This is a genomic window from Shinella sp. HZN7 (assembly GCF_001652565.1).
Taxonomy (GTDB): domain Bacteria; phylum Pseudomonadota; class Alphaproteobacteria; order Rhizobiales; family Rhizobiaceae; genus Shinella; species Shinella granuli.
The window spans coordinates 2,447,018-2,465,926 of sequence record NZ_CP015736.1; the positions used below are offsets into that span (position 1 = coordinate 2,447,018).

At 66.4% G+C, this 18,909-nt stretch carries 17 protein-coding genes; 10 read left to right on the forward strand and 7 right to left on the reverse strand.

The genetic code is table 11. From position 1 onward, the window contains the following. The first annotated feature begins 11 nt into the window (after positions 1-11). From shn_RS11820 to shn_RS11830, 3 genes are all read left to right on the forward strand, one after another. Positions 12-1,226, forward strand: a complete 1,215-nt coding sequence (locus shn_RS11820) for a pyrophosphate--fructose-6-phosphate 1-phosphotransferase (RefSeq protein WP_064330578.1) — start codon at positions 12-14, stop codon at positions 1,224-1,226. A gap of 167 nt (positions 1,227-1,393) precedes the next feature. Beyond that, positions 1,394-2,023, forward strand: coding sequence for a LysE family translocator (locus shn_RS11825; RefSeq protein ID WP_064330579.1), 630 nt, complete (start codon positions 1,394-1,396; stop codon positions 2,021-2,023). A gap of 132 nt (positions 2,024-2,155) precedes the next feature. Then, the gene (locus shn_RS11830) at positions 2,156-3,085 is read left to right on the forward strand and encodes a lytic transglycosylase domain-containing protein (protein ID WP_064330580.1); all 930 of its coding nucleotides are present in this window, start codon (positions 2,156-2,158) and stop codon (positions 3,083-3,085) included. A gap of 153 nt (positions 3,086-3,238) precedes the next feature. Here the strand turns inward: shn_RS11830 and shn_RS11835 are convergent, their stop codons facing one another. Further along, positions 3,239-3,826, reverse strand: a complete 588-nt coding sequence (locus tag shn_RS11835; RefSeq protein ID WP_064330581.1) for a GNAT family N-acetyltransferase — start codon at positions 3,824-3,826, stop codon at positions 3,239-3,241. 82 nt (positions 3,827-3,908) lie between these two features. On the opposite strand from shn_RS11835, the gene shn_RS11840 reads away from it, so the two are divergent. Next, positions 3,909-4,310, forward strand: coding sequence for a ketosteroid isomerase-related protein (locus tag shn_RS11840; RefSeq protein WP_064332563.1), 402 nt, complete (start codon positions 3,909-3,911; stop codon positions 4,308-4,310). Here shn_RS11840 and shn_RS11845 read toward each other — a convergent pair. Then, the gene (locus tag shn_RS11845) at positions 4,295-5,701 is read right to left on the reverse strand and encodes a serine hydrolase (RefSeq protein ID WP_064330582.1); all 1,407 of its coding nucleotides are present in this window, start codon (positions 5,699-5,701) and stop codon (positions 4,295-4,297) included. The two genes, shn_RS11840 and shn_RS11845, sit on opposite strands and share 16 nt — an antisense overlap. A 64-nt stretch (positions 5,702-5,765) precedes the next feature. Further along, positions 5,766-7,328: a bifunctional diguanylate cyclase/phosphodiesterase gene (locus tag shn_RS11850; RefSeq protein ID WP_084437935.1), complete on the reverse strand. Its 1,563-nt coding sequence runs from the start codon at positions 7,326-7,328 to the stop codon at positions 5,766-5,768. Between the two features lie 231 nt (positions 7,329-7,559). On the opposite strand from shn_RS11850, the gene shn_RS11855 reads away from it, so the two are divergent. From shn_RS11855 to shn_RS11870, 4 genes are all read left to right on the forward strand, one after another. Beyond that, the gene (locus shn_RS11855; RefSeq protein WP_084437937.1) at positions 7,560-8,228 is read left to right on the forward strand and encodes an outer membrane protein; all 669 of its coding nucleotides are present in this window, start codon (positions 7,560-7,562) and stop codon (positions 8,226-8,228) included. A gap of 192 nt (positions 8,229-8,420) precedes the next feature. Further along, positions 8,421-9,200, forward strand: a complete 780-nt coding sequence (locus shn_RS11860; protein WP_064330584.1) for a GH25 family lysozyme — start codon at positions 8,421-8,423, stop codon at positions 9,198-9,200. Positions 9,201-9,364: 164 nt separating this feature from the next. After that, a complete protein-coding gene (locus shn_RS11865; RefSeq protein WP_084437939.1) occupies positions 9,365-10,561 on the forward strand; it encodes a lytic murein transglycosylase in 1,197 nt (398 codons plus the stop codon). 152 nt (positions 10,562-10,713) lie between these two features. Then, positions 10,714-11,640 carry a DMT family transporter gene (locus shn_RS11870; protein WP_064330585.1) on the forward strand — a complete coding sequence of 309 codons (927 nt, stop codon included), beginning with the start codon at positions 10,714-10,716 and terminating at the stop codon, positions 11,638-11,640. A gap of 495 nt (positions 11,641-12,135) precedes the next feature. Here the strand turns inward: shn_RS11870 and metF are convergent, their stop codons facing one another. The 4 genes from metF to shn_RS11890 all read right to left on the reverse strand — a co-directional run bounded on the left by metF (position 12,136) and on the right by shn_RS11890 (position 16,808). Beyond that, on the reverse strand, positions 12,136-13,038 hold the full coding sequence (gene metF, locus shn_RS11875) for a methylenetetrahydrofolate reductase [NAD(P)H] (protein WP_064330586.1): 903 nt from the start codon (positions 13,036-13,038) through the stop codon (positions 12,136-12,138). Between the two features lies 1 nt (position 13,039). Next, complete coding sequence (locus shn_RS11880; RefSeq protein ID WP_064330587.1) at positions 13,040-14,047, reverse strand: metalloregulator ArsR/SmtB family transcription factor; 1,008 nt, start codon at positions 14,045-14,047, stop codon at positions 13,040-13,042. Between the two features lie 148 nt (positions 14,048-14,195). Then, a complete protein-coding gene (gene ettA / locus shn_RS11885; protein WP_064332566.1) occupies positions 14,196-15,845 on the reverse strand; it encodes an energy-dependent translational throttle protein EttA in 1,650 nt (549 codons plus the stop codon). A gap of 204 nt (positions 15,846-16,049) precedes the next feature. Further along, positions 16,050-16,808 (reverse strand): hypothetical protein, encoded by a 759-nt coding sequence (locus shn_RS11890; RefSeq protein ID WP_064330588.1) that lies wholly within the window; start codon positions 16,806-16,808, stop codon positions 16,050-16,052. Positions 16,809-16,996: 188 nt separating this feature from the next. On the opposite strand from shn_RS11890, the gene shn_RS11895 reads away from it, so the two are divergent. Next, entirely contained in the window at positions 16,997-17,956 is a 960-nt protein-coding gene (locus shn_RS11895) for an alpha/beta fold hydrolase (RefSeq protein ID WP_064330589.1), read from the forward strand. Then, complete coding sequence (locus shn_RS11900) at positions 17,953-18,900, forward strand: DMT family transporter (RefSeq protein ID WP_064330590.1); 948 nt, start codon at positions 17,953-17,955, stop codon at positions 18,898-18,900. The genes shn_RS11895 and shn_RS11900 overlap by 4 nt, the downstream gene beginning before the upstream one ends. Positions 18,901-18,909 lie beyond the last annotated feature (9 nt).

The window sequence follows — 18,909 nt, forward strand, 5'->3', positions numbered from 1 at the left end:
GAGGAGGAAACATGGCCAAGCAGAAAGTCGCAATGCTGACCGCGGGCGGGCTCGCCCCCTGTCTGTCGTCCGCCGTCGGAGGCCTCATCGAACGCTACAGCGACATCGCGCCCGACATCGAGCTCGTCGCCTATCGTTCGGGTTATCAGGGCCTCCTGCTTGCCGACCGCATCGAAATCACGAAGGACATGCGCGAAAAGGCGCCCCTTCTCCATCGTTATGGCGGCTCGCCGATCGGCAACAGCCGCGTCAAGCTGACCAACGCCGCCGACTGCGTGAAGCGCGGCCTCGTCAAGGAAGGCGAGAACCCGCTGCGCGTGGCGGCCGAACGGCTCGCCAAGGACGGCGTCACCATCCTGCACACGATCGGCGGCGACGACACCAACACGACGGCGGCCGACCTTGCCGCCTATCTCGGCGCCAACGGCTACGACCTTACTGTCGTCGGCCTGCCGAAGACGGTCGACAACGACGTCGTGCCGATCCGCCAGTCGCTCGGCGCCTGGACGGCCGCCGAAGTCGGCGCCGGCTTCTTCGACCATGTCAGCAACGAGCAGAGCGCCGCACCGAAGACGCTCGTCGTGCACGAGGTGATGGGCCGCCATTGCGGCTGGCTCACCGCCGCGACGGCGCGTGCCTATATCGAGAAGACCAGCGGCAACGACTATGTCGACGGCTTCATGATGAACACGCAGCTCAAGAACATCGACGGCCTCTACCTGCCGGAGCTGGACTTCAACCTGGAAGCCGAGGCCGAGCGCCTCAAGGGCATCATGGACCGCGCCGGCTTCGTCACCCTCTTCGTTTCGGAAGGCGCCTGCCTCGATGCGATCGTCGCGGAACGGGAAGCCTCCGGCGAAACCGTCAAGCGCGACGCCTTCGGCCACGTGAAGATCGACACGATCAATGTCGGCAACTGGTTCTCCAAGCAGTTCGCTGCCCTTCTCGGCGCCGAGCGCTCCATGGTGCAGAAGTCCGGCTACTACGCCCGCTCCGCCCCCGCCAACCGCGATGACCTGCGCCTCATCCAGAGCATGACCGACCTTGCCGTCGAAAGCGCGCTCAACAAGGTCTCCGGCGTCACCGGCCATGACGAGGGCCAGGGCGGCAAGCTGCGCACCATCGAGTTCCCGCGCATCAAGGGCGGCAAGCACTTCGACACGTCGGCAAAATGGTTCGGCGAGGTGATGGACGTCATCGGCCAGAAGTGGAAGCCGGCCGCCTGACGCCTGCCGCGCAAAACGGCGCAGCGGTTTTGCGATAGCGCCCGGTGCGGAACGAATCCTGGACGCAGGAGCGCATTCGAAAGATCGCGATACGTTCCAGAACCCGCTTGACGGCGAAAATTCGTGATGGCTTGCTCCCCGGATTGTACTCGATCCGGGGAGTTTTCATGTCCTTCGAACATTGGCTTGCCTTCGCCGCCGCCTCCGCCATCATGCTGGCCATTCCGGGCCCGACCATCCTCCTCGTGATCTCCTATGCGCTCGGCCACGGGCGTCGCACGGCCGGCGCCACCGTCGCCGGCGTCGCGCTCGGCGACTTCACCGCCATGACCGCCTCCATGCTCGGCCTCGGCGCGCTGCTCGCCACCTCGGCGACGATCTTCACCGTGCTGAAATGGGTGGGTGCGGCCTATCTCGTCTGGCTCGGCATCAAGCTGTGGCGCGCGCCCGTCGCGGCCGGCGCCGAGGGTGCGGCACCGGCGGAGGAAAGGCCCGTCCGCATCTTCGCCCATGCCTATGTGGTGACCGCGCTGAACCCCAAGAGCATCGTCTTCTTCGTCGCCTTCCTGCCGCAGTTCCTCGATCTCTCGCAGCCGGTCCTGCCGCAGATGGTGATCTTCGAGATCACCTTCCTCGTGCTCGCGACGCTGAACGCCTTTTCCTATGCCCTGCTCGCCGCCGCGGCCCGCAAGACCATCCGCAAGCCCTCGGTCCAGAAGGTCGTCAACCGCACCGGCGGCACGCTGCTGGTCGGCGCCGGACTGCTCACCGCCGGCCTCAAACGGGCAGCCGCCTGACGCTTGGCAAGGCCTACGGGTTGCCGCTTCGCGCCCGATCGGCTATGGACGGGGAACGGCCACGGCCGATTGATTTGCAAAGAAGCGGGCGTTCCGACGCCCGCGCACCCCGGCAAACCGAGAGCGACGACCATGGCTGATACCCCCGTTTCCCGTCCGGCACGCATTGCCACGCTTGCCTGCGCAGGCCTTCTTGCGACGCTGGCCGGCTGCGCCAGCGTTGCCGACGACGCGACCTCGGCCAGGACCGTGACGCCCGCATCGGCGGAAACCACGGATATCGCCGCCGCCGACGGCGCGACGACGGAAGTCTCCTACGCCGCCCTGCCCGACGCCAAGCCGGGCACGGAAAACACGCCGGACGCCCTGCCGACGCCGATCGCCGTCGCAGGCGACACCACGGACGCTGCCGTCCCCGTCTCGGCCCTTGCGGAAGCCAGGCCCATGACCGGCGCCGCGGCCGCCACCGCCGCGCTTGCCGGCAACGACGTCGCCGGCGTCGCGACCGAAACGCAGCAGGGCTACGACACCGTCATCGGCGTTTCCGTCATGGAACCCGGCTTCGACAGCGGCGAGCCCGAAGGGCTCGAACAGCTCGTCGCCAGCCGCAAGATCGTACCGATGGCAAAACCCGCACTGGCGGGCAATGCCGTGCTGACGACGGAGACCCGTCTTGTTGTTCCGCAGGCCGAGCAGCCGTTCACGAAGTCGGGCACGCCGATCGACGCAATCATCAGCAAATATGCCGCGCTCTACGGCATACCGGAATCGCTCCTGCACCGCGTCGTCAAGCGCGAAAGCACCTACAATCCCAAGGCCTACAACCGTGGCCATTACGGGCTGATGCAGATCAAGTACGCCACGGCCAGGAGCATGGGCTACGAAGGCCCGCCCGAAGGCCTGTTCGACGCCGAGACGAACATCAAATATGCCGGAAAATACCTGCGCGGCGCCTGGATGGTGGCCGACGACAAGAATGACGGCGCCGTGCGCCTCTATGCGGCCGGCTACTACTACCATGCCAAGCGCAAGGGCCTGCTGGACGAGACCGGCCTGAGGTAAGGATTTGCCCCTCATCCGCCTGCCGGCACCTTCTCTCCGCAAGCGGGGCGAAGGGGGTTGCGGAGCGCGTTTCCTCCCCATTGTCGTCTGAATACTGACGTCCTTGCGATTTGCAGGAAGCCGGATCGGCATGGTCGGCAGCCGGTTGAGGGGCTACCGTGCCGGCTTCAGCCAGAACGTCATCGGCTTTTCCGTCTCCTCCGCCGCGCCGATATCCTGCCAGGCGAGCAGGGTGCCGAGGTCCGCGCGGCGCTGATAACCGCGTTTGCCCCAGAATTCATCGAGCGGCACGTACTCCGCCGGCCGCAGCGGGTGGTCCTTCGGGCGATCGACGGCGCAGAAGGCGCACCAGTCGAAACGGCCGAGGCGCCGGGCATAGGCCTCGCGCTCCTCGAAGAACCGCACGCCGAGCCCCCTGCCCCGATAGGCCGGAAGCAGCACGGATTCGCCGAAATAGAAGACTTTTGCCGGATCTATGCCGGCGGCAACGAACGGCGCCTGGAAAACCTCCGAGGCGTCCGCCATCGGCACCCCCGTCGAGGCGCCGACGATGCGCGCGCCGTCCAGCGCCAGCACGAAAAGGCTTTCGGGCGATTGCGCATAGGTCGTGAGATAGGACGCCTCGTAGTCCTCGCTGCCCTCGTAGAGATAGGGGAAGGCGCGGAAGACGTCGATGCGCAGGCGCGCGAGATCGGCGATATGCGGCGTCACGGCCGCGCCATGGACAATCTTGATCTGCATGATCCGCGAATATTCCCAACGATTTGAACAATGCTATAAGGCGGACGGGCTCCGCCCGGAAGACAACGATATGAGGGATGACATGCCAGCAAAAGAGACGATCCGCGCCTATTACGATGCTTTCAACAGGCAGGACATGGAGGCCTTCTTCGACCTCCTGCACGAGGACGTCATCCACGACATCAACCAGGGCGGCCGCCAGGTCGGCAAGGACGCCTTCCGCGACTTCATGGCGCATATGAACCGCAGCTACCGCGAGACGCTGACGGACATCGTCATCATGTCGAACGACGACGGCACGCGCGGGGCGGCCGAGTTCACCGTCAACGGACAGTACCTCGCCACCGACGAGGGCCTGCCGGAAGCCAACGGCCAGACCTATGTGCTGCCCGCCGGCGCCTTCTTCGAGATCCGCGACGGCAAGGTCGCGCGCATCTCCAACACCTACAACCTCAATGACTGGATCGCTCAGGTCGGCGCCTGACCGGCCTCCAGCTTCGCTGCGTCCAGGATGTCGAGGACGCCTTTCACCAGCGGCTGGGGCCGGTAGCCGAGTTTCGACGGCGTCAGCCCCAGCCGGATCACCGCAAGCCTCTTCGAGGGAATGACGGCGGCCGACTGGCCGTCATGGCCGAGGATCCAGAACGCCTCGTCCGGCAGGCCGTAATCCGCATCGCTCCTGTCGCCCGGCCCTTTCGCCCAGGTCTGCATGTGGCTGTAGGCGCCGCCGGACGCCTTCGTCGGCATCGCCATGGCCCCGACGAACCCGACCGGCAGCAGCCGGTCGCCCTTCCACACCCCGTCGTCGAGCAGGAAGAGCGCAAAGCGCGCCCAGTCGCGCGCGGTGGCATACATGTAGGAGGAGCCGACGAAGATGCCGGTCTCGTCCGGCTCCATCACCGCGCTCGCCATGCCGAGCGGCGCAAAGAGCGCCCGCGCCGGGAAGGACAGCGCCTGGCTGCGCCCGCCGAGCGCGCCCATCCAGATGCGCGACAGGAGCACCGCCGTGCCGCTCGAATAGGTGAAGCGCTCGCCCGGATTGGCCTCCAGCGGCAGCGACAGAACGAAGCGCGACATGTCCGGCTCTAGAAACAGCATGCGCGTGACGTCCGCCACGCTGCCGTAGCTCTCGTTGAAGGCGAGCCCGCTCTCCATGGCGAGGAGGTGGGCGAGCGTGATCTGCGACCGCGCATCGCCGCGCCATTCCGGAAAGAGATCGTCCATGCCCGGCGCCAGGGCGCCGGCCTGCATCAGCCGGCCGACCAGCGCCGCATTGACCGTCTTGGTCATCGACCAGCCGAGCAGCGGCACCGTCTCGGAAAAACCGTCCCCATAGGCCTCCGCGACGATGCGCCCGTCATGCACGACGACGATCGCCCGCATGCCCGGACCGGCAAGCGCGGGATCGGCGAGAAGCGCGGCGATGCGCGCGTCCTCCGTCACCGCCTCGCCATCGGGCCAGGCGACGGCAGGATCCCCGGGCGGGACCTTCGGCAAGGCGACATCGGAGACCGCCTGCCGCGCCGCCTCGAAATCGCCGTCCGGCACGCCGGAGCAGCCGAAACCCTCATGCCAGACGGCATAACCCGGCGCGAAGAGGCCGAGAAGGCGCGTCGTCACCGTCTTGCCGGCAAGATCGACATCCTGCCGCATGAGTTTCAGGAGAGGATGGCCGGGGGCCTGCACGTCCTCGGCCAGCACCTGCTGCGGATCGCGGCCGGAGATGAAGACGCTGGAGCAGACGATCTTGGCGGCATAGCCGGAGCCGACGCTGAGCAGCGCGGGCGGCGACACGATGAGCCAGCTCGCCCCCACCAGCACGACGAGGGCAAGGACGGAAAGCGTCCAGGCGGCAAGCCTGTAGAATCGTCTCATACCGGCCTCTCCTTCGAGCCCCGAGACAATCAGGATTTGCCTGTCATGAAAAGACCTTTCGCAGTCACGCCGAAAGCCTGTCGTCGGATTGGGAAAGGAAGCGCATCACGTCGGACGCCGCCACCGGCCCGGAGATCAGGTAGCCCTGCGCCTCGGAGGCGCCGCGCTGGCGGATGAAGTCAAGCTGCCCTTCGGATTCGATGCCCTCCACCGTCGTCGTCACCTGGAACGTCCGTCCGAGCTTCAGGATGATGTCGACGAGGTCGGCATCGCGCTTGCTCTCCATCATGGCCTGCGCGAAGGAACGGTCGATCTTCAACTGATCGATCGGGAAGGCGCGCAGGTTGTTGATCGAGGAAAAGCCGATGCCGAAATCGTCGAGCGCCACGCGCACGCCATGGCTGCGCAGCTCCGACAGGCTCTCCCGGATGACCGTCTCGTCGACCGAGAAGACCGATTCCGTCACCTCGATCGTCAGGCGTCCCGGGGCAAGCCCCGTCTCCATGAGGCATTGCTTGACATAGCCGACGAAGGCGCGGTCCTTGAACTGGTCGCCGACGACATTGATGGCGACGCCCGCCGGCGCCGGCCAGGTCGCCGCCTCGCGGCAGGCCTCGCGCACCACCCAGTTGCCGAGCGGCAGGATGAGGCCGGTCTTCTCCGCCGCCGGAATGAAGACATCGGGCATGATCCGCCCCTTCTCGGGGTGCCGCCAGCGCAGCAGCGCCTCGAAGGCGCGCACCGTGCGGCTCTCCACGCCGACGATCGGCTGGTATTCGAGGAAGAATTCCTCGGCGCGGATCGCGCGCGCAAGATCGTTCTCGATGGCCGAGCGGGCCTGCACATCGGCCGCCAGCGCCGCATCGAAGAAGCGGAAGCCGCTGCCGGGCATCGCCTTCGCCTCGTAGAGCGCGAGATCGGCGCGCTTCAGCAGCTCGGACATCGACGTGTCGCCCGCATCCATGAAGGTCACGCCGATGCTGCAGCCGCTGGCGACCCGGTGGCGCTTCAATTCGAACGGTTCGGCAAAGAGGTCGCAGATCGTGCGGCAGACATCCTCGATCTTGCCCGCGGACGGCCGCCCGGCGATCGTCACGACGAATTCGTCGCCGCCGAGCCGGTAGACGCCGGTCGTCGCGCACAGCGCGCGCCGCAGCCGCCCGGCAATGGCGGCCAGCAGCGCATCGCCCGCGTCGTGGCCGAGGCTGTCGTTGACGAACTTGAAGCGATCGAGATCGAGCAGCAGGAGCGCCGGCCGGTCCGCGTCCTCGCTCCTCTCGACGATCGCCTGGATGTCGCGCTCGAGGCAGAACCGGTTGGCAAGCCCCGTCAGCCGGTCGTGATAGGCATCGTGCGTCAGCCGCTGTTCCGTCTGCCGGCGCTGGCTGAGTTCGGCGATGAGCAGCGCCTTCGACCGGCCGATCTGGTAGAAGCCGACGCCGAAGAAGACCGGCATGAGCGCAAGCGCCGTGGCGGTCGGCGCGGAAAAGCCGAAAAGGCTTGCCTGCGCGCTGTCGCGCAGCAACTGGTCGGCGGCAAAGCAGATGGTCGGCAGGAAGGCTCCGAAAATCGACCCCGTCAGCGCATAGCGCTGCTCGATCCTCGGCAACAAGGTTTTCAACATCATGTAACCCTAAACCGTTGTTATCATGACAACAGGGTGCATCGGGCCGGCACCGGCCCCGCGGATGTTTCTAGCGGACAAAGAATGACAGAGTGTTAAGGGAGCGTTGGCATCCGCCCCCAAGATTCAAGGGGTTCCTTTTCTTCGGAACCATCGGGGCCTTCAGACGTTCGAAACCTGTTGTCATTCGTGCGTGGGGCTTCGTGCGAGTATTCGAGTGGGAAGGACCATCAGATGAAATCCATGATATTCGGTGCCGCCGGCATCCTCGTCACCGCCGGTGCGCTCCCGGCCTTCGCGGCCGACATGACCATTGCCGAACCGCCGATGGAAACGCCGATCGTCGAGACGGCCGCCGGCGTCTATGACTGGGGCGGCTTCTATGTCGGCGTGAACACCGGCTACGCCTGGACGAATGCCAGCTCCGGCGGCCCGGCGCCCGCCATAGACGAGGGCCTCGACGATTTTGCGCTCGGCGCCTATGCCGGCTACAACTTCTTCAACGACGGCTGGGTCTACGGCGTGGAAGCCGACATCAAGCACGACTTCAACAATGAACGCTTCTCCTCGGGCGGCACGCGCTACGAGGCGGAGACGAACTGGGGCGGCTCGGTGCGCGCCCGTCTCGGCTATGCCTTCGACCGCACCCTGATCTACGGCACGGGCGGCTGGGCCTTCACCCGCGCGGAGCTTGAGAACCGCGATGCCGGCGTGAAGGAGAAGGACACGGTCCACGGCTGGACGATCGGCGCGGGTGTCGAGCAGGCCTTCACCGACACGGTGGCGGGCCGCGTCGAATACCGCTACACCGGCTACGGCAAGTCCGACATCTTCGATGCCGCCGGCCGGCGGGGCGACCTCGATTCGCACTCGATCATGCTCGGCGTGAGCATGAAGTTCTGACGCAAGCCGGATTCGGCCGCCAAAACCCCTCCCCGTGCTGAACGGTGAGGGGCTTTCGCGCGCGGCTTAACGGCCCGCTAACCATAATTTTACGGAAACATGCGAGTGGTGTTCGATCCGTCTCGCGCGTCCGCCCTTTACGACCCGCCCCGTTCGAGGCAGGATTAGGAAACGCGCAACAACGGGACCTCCATGCGTCGGCTCATTCTGGCTCTGCTGCCCCTCGCCCTTCTCGCCTCGTCCTGTTCCACCACCGACTACGACCTCGTGTCGACCGCCTCCGTGCCGCCCCGTTTCGACGATAAGGACCCGCAGGATTTCGGCGCGCGCACTCCGCACCGCCACGATATCCACGGCATCGACGTTTCCAAGTGGAACGGCGACATCGATTGGCAGGCCGTGAAGAAGAGCGGCGTCTCCTTCGCCTTCCTGAAGGCGACCGAGGGCACCGACCGCCTCGACAGCCGCTTTGCCGAATACTGGCGCGGCGCGCGCGCGGCCGGCGTGGCCCATGCGCCCTACCATTTCTACTATTTCTGCTCGACGGCGGACGCCCAGGCCGACTGGTTCATCGCCAACGTGCCGAAGGAGGCCGTGCAGCTTCCGCCGGTGCTGGACGCCGAATGGAACCCCGTCTCGCCGACCTGCAAGCTGCGCCCGCCTCCGGACGAGGTGCGCACGGTCCTGCAACGCTTCATGGACCGTATCGAAAAGCACTACGGCAAGCGGCCGATCATCTACACCACGGTCGATTTCCACCGCGACAACCTCGTCGGCCATTTCGAGGGCTATCCCTTCTGGCTGCGCTCGGTGGCGAACCATCCGGAGAACATCTATTCGGCGCGCAAGTGGGCGTTCTGGCAATATACGTCGACAGGCGTCGTGCCGGGCATATCGGGCAATACCGACATCAACGTCTTCGCCGGCTCCGCGAAGAACTGGAACAGCTGGGTCAAGACGGTTTCCCGCTGAACCCGGGCAGGTCACAGGCGGTCTTGCATCTCGAAGACGAAGGTCGCCCGAAAGGCACAATCGCGTGAAAAGGGTGGCTGCACGCCGCAGCCGCCTTTTTCTTCTTGCTTTCGTCACATTCACCTGAGACAGCCGGGCCAGCAACGGACCAAGGAGCATTCGAGATGCGGCTAAACCTGAAGACGAAACTTGGTGTGGGCCTCACGGCCCTTCTTCTCGCCGGCAACGCACATGCCCAGTCGACGGCAGCCTGCGGCGGCGACTTGAACGCCTTCCTCCAGGGCGTGAAGGCCGAGGCGCTGACGCGCGGCGTTTCCGCCGAGGTCGCGGACCGGGCGCTCGCCGGCGCCGCCATCGACCAGAAGGTGCTGTCGCGTGACCGCGCCCAGGGCGTCTTCCGCCAGACCTTCCTCGAATTCTCCAAGCGCACGGTCAGCCAGTCGCGCCTCGACATCGGCCGCAAGAAGCTGAAGGACCTCGCCCCGGTCTTCCAGCGCGCCGAGCAGGAATTCGGCGTGCCGGGCCCGATCATCGCCGCCTTCTGGGCGATGGAAACCGATTTCGGCGCCGTGCAGGGCGATTTCAACACCCGCAACGCGCTGGTCACGCTCGCGCACGATTGCCGCCGGCCGGAGCTCTTCCGCCCGCAGCTTCTCGCCGCCATCGAGATGGTCGGCCATGGCGACCTCGACCCGAACGGCACGACGGGCGCCTGGGCCGGCGAGATCGGCCAGGTGCAGATGCTGCCCAAGGACATCATCGAATTCGGCGTCGACGGCGACGGCGACAACCATATCAACGTCAAGCAGTCCTCGCCGGACGCCATCCTGACGGCCGCCAAGTTCATCCAGCATCTCGGCTTCGTGAAGGGCCAGCCCTGGATCCAGGAAGTCTCCGTGCCCGACGTGCTGCCCTTCGAGAAGACCGGCCTGCAGCCGGGCATGACGGCGGCCGACTGGTTCGCCCTCGGCGTGACGCCGCGCGACGGCGACACCTCCTTCGGCAACCTGGAAGCCTCGCTGGTGCTGCCGCAGGGCCGCAAGGGCCCGGCCTTCATCACCTACCCGAACTTCAACATCTATCTCGAATGGAACCAGTCGTTCATCTACACGACGTCGGCGGCCTATTTCGCGACCCGCCTTGCCGGCGCCCCGCCCTATGAGCGCGGCACGCCGGAGGAAGGCCTGTCCGAGGACAGCATGAAGCAGTTGCAGACCAAGTTGCAGGGCCTCGGCCACGATGTCGGCAAGATCGACGGCATCCTCGGCTCCGGCACGCGCGCCGCGATCCAGAAGGAGCAGCTCCGCCTCGGCCTGCCCGCCGACGGCTGGGCGACCCAGGCTCTCCTCTCCGCGCTCTGACGGAAATCGGGTGGCGGCGCGCCGCCACGATGATATAGGCACGAAGAGACCCAGAGCGGCAGCCCGGTCGAGACCCGGCTGCCGCTCTGTCTTTTTGCCTGGCCGCTTGTAGGGTAGACGAGCGGGCGGCGGGATGCCCGGGAGAACGCGAAATGAAACAGCAGGCGGCAACGCGCATGAGCGCACAGACCTGGGGCCTGCTCGCGCTCCTCGGCATGATCTGGGGCGGCTCCTTCTTCTTCGCCCGCGTCGCCGTCGCCCATGTGCCGCCGGCGACCCTCGTGCTGCTGCGCGTCGGCATCGCCGCGCTTGCGCTGCACATCTATATTGCCGGCCGGTTCGACATCTATGCGACGCTACGGGCCCGCTGGCGCGAATTCCTGCTGCTCGGCCTCATCAACAATGCCGTGCCGCACATGCTGATCTTCCTCGGCCAGACGCAGATCGGCGCGGGTCTCGCCTCCATCCTCAACGCGACGACGCCGATCTTCACCGTGCTCATCGCCAACCGGTTCACGCTGGACGAAAAGCTCTCCTCGGAAAAGATCGCCGGCTGCCTCATCGGCCTCGTCGGCACCGCGGTGCTGATCGGCCCGCGCGCGCTCGCCCCCTTCACCGGCGACAGCGGCCCGCCGCTCTGGGCCGTCGTCCTGCCGGTGCTCGCCGCCGTCTCCTACGGTTTTGCCGCGACCTACGGCAAGCGCTTCCGCGGCACCGCCGCGCCCGTCACCGCCGCCGGCCAGCTCACCGCATCGACGCTGCTGATGCTGCCCGTCTCCCTGGCGCTCGACACGCCCTGGCAGCTCCCCCTGCCCCCGCTGCCGGCCATCCTCGCCGTGCTGGCACTGGCGCTCGTCTCGACCGCCTATGGCTACATCCTGTTCTTCCGGATCATGGCGGCCGCCGGCGCCACCAACACCTCGCTCGTCACGTTGCTCGTGCCGCCGAGCGCCATCCTCGCCGGCATGCTCTTCCTCGGCGAAACCCTGACGCCGCTCGGCATGCTCGGCATGGTGCTCGTCCTCTTCGGCCTCGTCGTGCTCGACGGGCGTGTTTTCGCCCGTTTCCGTAGTGCCTGAGAAAGCCGGGAACAAAGCGCCTTCCCGGCCGTTTCATGGCAATCCGCCGGATTGTCCGCCCGACTTTCGCCATACTGGTAAATGCACAATGTCGGCATTCGTCATCTGGTAGGGATTGTGAATTTTTTGTGGCATTCGCAATAGAGGAGTAAATTCAGCAGGTTAGCGCTGTGAATAAGTGCCCGTCGACGGACCGATGTTGCGGCGCAGCAACAAAACACCTTTCCAACACGCTTTTTTCGGTCGTAATATCGCACCGTAAACGCAAGGAGGTAGCCATGGGACTCACACATTCCTTGAATGTTCTGATGATCAGTGCAGCGTTCCTCTTCATCGCAACGATGATCTTCATCTGAGGCGATCAAAGCGCAGTCCGGGAGGTCAGGGACAAAAGCAACAAACCCTGCCGAAACCTATTCAGGAAAAATGCATGGCCCCGGAAACGGCGCCATGCATTTTCGTTTCGGGCACAGATTTATCGGACGGTGCCGGCGGTCAGGCCGCCGCCCCTGCCGTGTGGCGGTCGTTGCGGGCAAAGCCGACGCGATCGCAGACGGCCGAGACCAGTGTGGCGCGGTTCATCGTGTAGAAATGGAACTCGCCGATGCCGCGGGCGATGAGATCCTCCACCTGCCGGGCGGCAAGGTCGATCGCCACCGCCGCGCGCTCCTGCGGCCGGTCGTCGACGGGCGCCAGCCGGTCGGCGAGCCAGCCGGGCACGGAAGCCCCGCACAGGCCGGCGAACTTCTGCACCTGGGAAAGATTGTGCACCGGCAGGATGCCCGGCACGACCGGGATCGCGATGCCGGCCTTGCGCACGCGCTCCAGGTAGCGCTCGAAATCGTCGTTCTCGAAGAAGAACTGGGTGAGCGCGCGCGTCGCGCCGGAATCCACCTTGCGCTTGAGCATGTCGATGTCGGCGGCGACGTCGGGGCTCTGCGGATGCTTTTCCGGATAGGCGGACACGGAGATCTCGAAATCGGCAAGGCTGCGCAGGCCGGCGGTCAGTTCCGCCGCATTCGCATAGCCGCCGGGATGCGGCCGGTAGGCCGTGCCGACGCCGCCCGGCGGATCGCCGCGCAGCGCCACGAAATGCCTCACGCCGACCGCCTGGAACTCGGCGACGACGGCATGCACCTCCTCCTTCGTCGCCCCGACGCAGGTGAGGTGCGAAGCGGCCGGAAGGCCCATTGCAAGGAGATGGCGGACGGTGGCGAGCGTCGGCGCCTTGGTGGAGCCGCCGGCGCCGTAGGTCACCGACATGAAACCCGGCTCATAGGCCGAAAGCGCGGCGGCCGTCTCCCACAACTGGCCTTCGGCTTCCGCCGATTTCGGCGGGAAGAATTCGAACGACAGGCGGATGTCCTTGCGGGCTGGGCTGGCGGTCGCCGGTTTCATGTCAACTCCTCCTGCGGATGGCGATGGTGTCGGCCGCCCGCGCACGCTGGTCGCGGGCAAGCCAGATGGTGACGGTCAGCGCATCGGCGGCCGAATGCGCGGGCTTGAGGTCGACGATCTCCTCGACGGCGAGCCCCGCCTTTTCCAGCCACTCGGCAAGCGTCTGGTGCGAGAAGCCGAGGCGGATATGGGCGTGCTCGTCGCGCAGGTGTTCGAGCGCGTGCGGGGCAAGGTCGATGATGGCGAGGCGCCCGCCGGGGGCGAGCATGCGTGCGGCCTCCGCCACCGCCGCCTCCGGCTCGTCGAGGAAGTGCAGCACCTGGTGGATCGTCACGACATCGAACTCGTCGCGCTCCAGCGGCAGGTTGAAGATGTCGCCGTGCCGGATCGAGGCCTTGGTGATGCCGGCGCGGTCGAGATTGGCGCGCGCCACCGCCAGCATGTCGCGGCTGGCATCGACGCCGACGCCGCGCCTATAGAGCCCTTCGAAGAGCTGCAGGATGCGCCCCGTGCCCGTGCCGAGATCGAGGAAGGCGTCCACCGGCTCGGTGCCGATCATCGCGGCAAGCTTCGCCTCCACCTCCGCCTCGCTGACATGCAGGCGGCGCACGGCGTCCCATTCGGCGGCGTTGCGGCTGAAATAGGCCTGCGCCTTGTCGGCGCGGATCTTCTTCAGCACCCGCAGCCGCTCGTCGTCGCGCGCGAAAACCGCATCCGCCGGATCGGCGGCCTCGAGGAGCTGGCGGGCGAGCGCCACGGCCGGGCCGCCCTGGCTCAGCCGGAAGAAGGCCCAGGCGCCCTCCTGGTAGCGATCGACCAGCGCGGCCTCGGCGAGCAGCTTCAGGTGGCGCGAGATGCGCGGCTGGGACTGGCCGAGGATGTCGGTCAGGTCGGTCACGGTCAGGTCGCCATGCGAAAGCAGCGCGAGGAGGCGAAGGCGCGTCGGCTCGCCCGCCGCCTTCAGGATCTCCACGATGTCGTCCAGTCCGAGTTTCTGCGTGTCGCCCATGGCCTATCCAATCAAGACATAAAGATATGTTTATGTGATTAACCCGCATCGCGCAAGGGCAAATCCGTGTCGTCGATCTTCCCACCGATACGCCCAAAGAAAAACCCCGGCGAACCGGGGTTTGTCAAAGCGCGGGAAGCAACGTCCGTCAGCGCGTCAGCCGCTTGTAGGTCACGCGCTTCGGGTTGACGGCATCCGCGCCGAGGCGGCGGATCTTGTCCTGCTCGTAATCCTCGAAGTTGCCTTCGAACCATTCGACATGGCTGTCGCCCTCGAAGGCGAGGATGTGGGTCGCAAGGCGGTCGAGGAACATGCGGTCGTGCGAGATGATGACGGCGCAGCCGGCGAAGTTCTCCAGCGCATCTTCGAGCGCGCCCAGCGTTTCGGTGTCGAGGTCGTTGGTCGGTTCGTCGAGCAGGATGACGTTGCCGCCGGCCTTCAGCATCTTGGCGAGGTGCACGCGGTTGCGCTGGCCGCCCGAGAGCGTGCCGACCTTCTGCTGCTGGTCGCCGCCCTTGAAGTTGAAGGCGCCGCAATAGGCGCGGCTGTTCATCTCGTGCTTGCCGAGCTTGATGATGTCGTTGCCGCCGGAAATCTCCTCCCAGACGGTCTTGTCGCCGGCGAGCGCATCGCGGCTCTGGTCGACATAACCGAGATCGACGGTCTCGCCGACGGTGATCGAGCCCGAATCCGGCTGTTCCTGGCCGGTGATCATGCGGAAGAGCGTCGTCTTGCCGGCGCCGTTCGGGCCGATGACGCCGACGATGCCGCCGGGCGGCAGCTTGAACGTCAGGTTCTCGATCAGCACGCGGTCGCCGTAGGACTTGGTGAGGTTCTCCGCCTCGATGACCACGTTGCCGAGGCGCTCGCCGACCGGGATGACGATCTGCGCGTCGCCGGGACGGCGATCGGCCGCGGCCTGCACCAGTTCGTCATAGGCGCGGATACGGGCCTTGGACTTGGCCTGGCGGGCCTTCGGCGAGGAGGCGATCCACTCCTGCTCGCGGGCGAGCGCCTTCTGCCGGGTCGCCTCTTCGCGGCCTTCCTGCTGCATGCGCTTGGCCTTGGCCTGCAGGTAGGCGGAATAGTTGCCCTCGTAGGGGATGCCGCGGCCGCGGTCGAGCTCGAGGATCCAGCCGGTGACATTGTCGAGGAAGTAGCGATCGTGCGTGATCATCAGCACGGAGCCCGGATATTCGCGCAGGTGCTTTTCGAGCCAGGCGATCGTCTCGGCGTCGAGATGGTTGGTCGGTTCGTCGAGCAGCAGCAGGTCCGGCTGCGAGAGCAGCAGCTTGCAGAGCGCGACGCGGCGCTTTTCACCGCCCGAGAGATTGTCGACCGAGGCGTCACCCGGCGGGCAGCGCAGTGCGTCCATCGCCATCTCGACCTGGCTTTCGAGGTCCCAGAGGTTCTGGCTGTCGATGATGTCCTGGAGCTTCGCGCCCTCTTCCGCCGTCTCGTCGGAATAGTTCATCATCAGTTCGTTGTAGCGGTCGAGGATCGCCTTCTTGGAGGCGACGCCCTCCATGACGTTCTCGAGCACGGTCTTGGAGGCATCGAGCTGCGGTTCCTGCGGCAGGTAGCCGAGGGTCGCGCCGTCGGCAAGCCAGGCCTCGCCCGTGAACTCCTTGTCGAGGCCGGCCATGATGCGCAGCACGGTCGACTTGCCGGCGCCGTTCGGGCCGAGGATGCCGATCTTGGCATCCGGATAGAACGACAGATGGATGTTCTCGAGGATCTTCTTGTTGCCATAGGCCTTGTTGAGCCCCGACATGTGGTAGATGAACTGACGTGCCATGAAAACGCGCTCCGGATCGGACAAATTTGCCCGCTATGTAGGCGAATTCTCCGCCCGCGGCAATCTGGGAAAGCCGCATCGCGCCCCGGGGCGGAAACACCGCCCCGCATCGCCGCGAACCCTCCGTGGCAGCACGGCAGTCCAGATCGGCGCGGCACCCTGCCCGCATGCCGGGCGGGATGGCAGCCCGCCCGGCCGCCGCCCCTACCCCGCCTGCCCCGCGCCCGTCGCCCCCTCGGTGCAGCGGGATTTCGTCGGCGAGGCGGCGGCGATGCGGTCCGCGAGCGTCGGCGCGTCGCCGGCAAGGCCGATGGTGAGGCCGGTCACGACAGGCCCGCCGTCCGTCTTGCGGCAGATGAGGCGCACCCGCTCGCCGGCCCCCGTCCCGAAGGCGGCGTCGAAGGCGGCGCGGACTTCGGCAAGGGTGATCGCCGCCCCCGCCTTCTGCGCGAAGAGCGCGCGCACCGGCGAGGCGTTGAGCGCATCCAGCAGGTCGAGCGAGCGGCTGTAATAGACCTCCGGCGAGGCGGCGACGCAGCTACCGCTGCGCAGCCATTGCTGGCGGTCGAGGCCGAGGCGCGCGGTGGGCATCGCAGCCATCAGGCGCGCCTTCGTGCCGGAAGCGAGCACGATATCCGGCAGCTCCGTCCACTTGCCCTTGCGCGCCTGCTGCTTGAGCCCCGCCTCAACGCCGCAATAGCTCTTGCGCAACTGGAAGCGGCTGAGCAGTGAGAACTGCCGGGCGGCCGGCGCGTCCACGGAGAAATCCGCGCAGCCGCGGCTTTTCGGCCGGGCGGCGCAGTAGCCGGCCTGCCAGCCGAGGGAAAGGACCTCGCGCGCGCCGGCGCCCGCCGGCGCCGTCTGCGCGGCGGCAGGACGGAAACCGGCAGCCAGCGCGAGACACAACGGCAGGACGGCAAGGAAAAGGGCGGCTTTGAAAGTCAGTGCGGCATTGGTCGTCATGACCGGCTCCCTAACGAGAACAAAACGAGATCATTTACAACCATAAATCCAGAAAATGCAACCGTGAATCGGAAAAATCGCGACATGCGGGAGAAAATCGAAAAATACACGCCGCATCCCATTGTCTTTCAACGGCAAATCGCGTTGACCTTGCCAGAACGGGAGGGCCGAAACGGGAGGATGGACCGGTGTTTTCGCAGGCTTCCACGCTGCAAAGCCCGAGCGGGGCGAGCCTTGCGCTGCGGCACGAGGCTGCCCGGGGCGTTCCCCGCGGCATCCTGCTGATCAGCCACGGCCTTGCCGAGCACAGCGCGCGATATGCGGCGTTCGCCGCGCGCCTGGCGGCGGAGGGGTTTCATGTCTATGCCCACGACCATCGCGGCCACGGCTTCACCAGCGCGCCGGATGCCCCGCGCGGCCAGTTCGCGCCGAAGGGCGGCATTGCCCGGGTGATCGCGGACATGCGCGCCGTGCGCGACCATGCGACGGCACAGCATCCCGGCCTGCCGGTCGTGCTCTTCGGCCACTCGATGGGCGGGCTCATGGCGCTCGCCTTCGCTGAGGCGCATCCAAGCGATATCGACGCGCTCGCCGTGTGGAATTCCAATCTCGCGCCGGGGTTTGCCGGGCGCGTGGCACAGGCCGTGCTGGCGGCGGAGCGCATGCTGAAGGGATCGGACGTGCCGAGCGACGTGCTGCCGCGCCTGACTTTCGGGGCGTGGGGCCGCTCCATCGCGAACCGCCGCACGGATTTCGACTGGCTGTCGCACGACCCGGCCGAGGTGGACGCCTATATCGCCGATCCCCATTGCGGTTTCGACGTCAATGTCGCGATGTGGATCGACATCTTCGCCGTCACCTTCGCCAATGCCTCGGCGCAAGGGCTTGCCCGCCTGCCGAGGCGGCTGCCGATCCATCTCGTCGGCGGCGAGGAGGACCCGGCGACGGATTTCGGCCGCGCCGTGCACGCCTTTGCCGGGCGACTGAAAAAATCGCGGCTTGAGGACGTCACCACAACCGTCTATCGCGGCATGCGTCACGAAACGCTCAAGGAGAGCCGGCCGCTCCGCGATCCCGCCGTCGACGCCTTTGCCGGCTGGTGCCGGCGGGTGGCCGAAGCCTGGACCCGCGCCCCGGAACACGCATGACCACATCCGCCACCATCGCCCCGCTGCGCAACGAGGTCGGCCTCGGGCTCCTGCTCATGGTGCTCTCGGTGCTCATCTCGCCGATCATCGATATCTTCGCCAAGCTCGCGGTCACGTCGGTCCCCGCGACCGAGATCACCTTCGTGCGCCTGCTCTTCCAGATGACCGTGCTGGGGCCGATCTGTCTCCTGCGCGGCACGCTTTTGGACGTGACCTTCCGGAAGATGGGCCTGCATGCCGCCCGCGGCCTGCTGATGGCCATCACCATGATCACCTTCGTCACGCCGCTCGCCGTCATGGAAGTGGCCGATGCCATCGCCATCTTCTTCGTCGAGCCGATCATCCTGACCATCCTCGGCTCGATCTTCCTGAAAGAGACCATCGGCTGGCGGCGCTACACGGCCTGCGGCGTCGGTTTCCTCGGCTCGCTGCTGGTCATCCAGCCGAGCCTGCAGGAGGTCGGCCCCATCGCGCTGCTGCCGGTGGTGGCGGCCTTCTCGCTCGCGCTGTTCTTCCTCCTCACCCGGCTCGTCGCCCAGAAGGAGGATCCCTGGTCCATGCAGTTCTATGCCGGCCTCTGGGGCGCGCTGTTTTCCGGCCTGCTCCTTCTTGCCGGCGGCAGGCTCGGCATCGCCATGCTGACGCCCGTCGTGCCGGACATGGCGAACACGCTCTACATCGCCGGCGCCGCCGTCGCCGCCACCATTGCCGGCGTGCTCGGCGTCTATGCCTATCGCTCGGCACCCGCCTCCACGCTCGCCCCGCTGCAATATCTGGAGATCGTCTCGGCGACGATCCTCGGCTGGTTCGTGTTCGGCCATCTGCCGGATGCCGTGAAATGGCTCGGCATCGCCATCATCATCGCCTCCGGCCTCTATGTCATCTGGCGCGAACGCAAGCTCAACAAGACGGCGACGATACCGCCCGTCTCCACGCCGATCTGACGCCGCCCG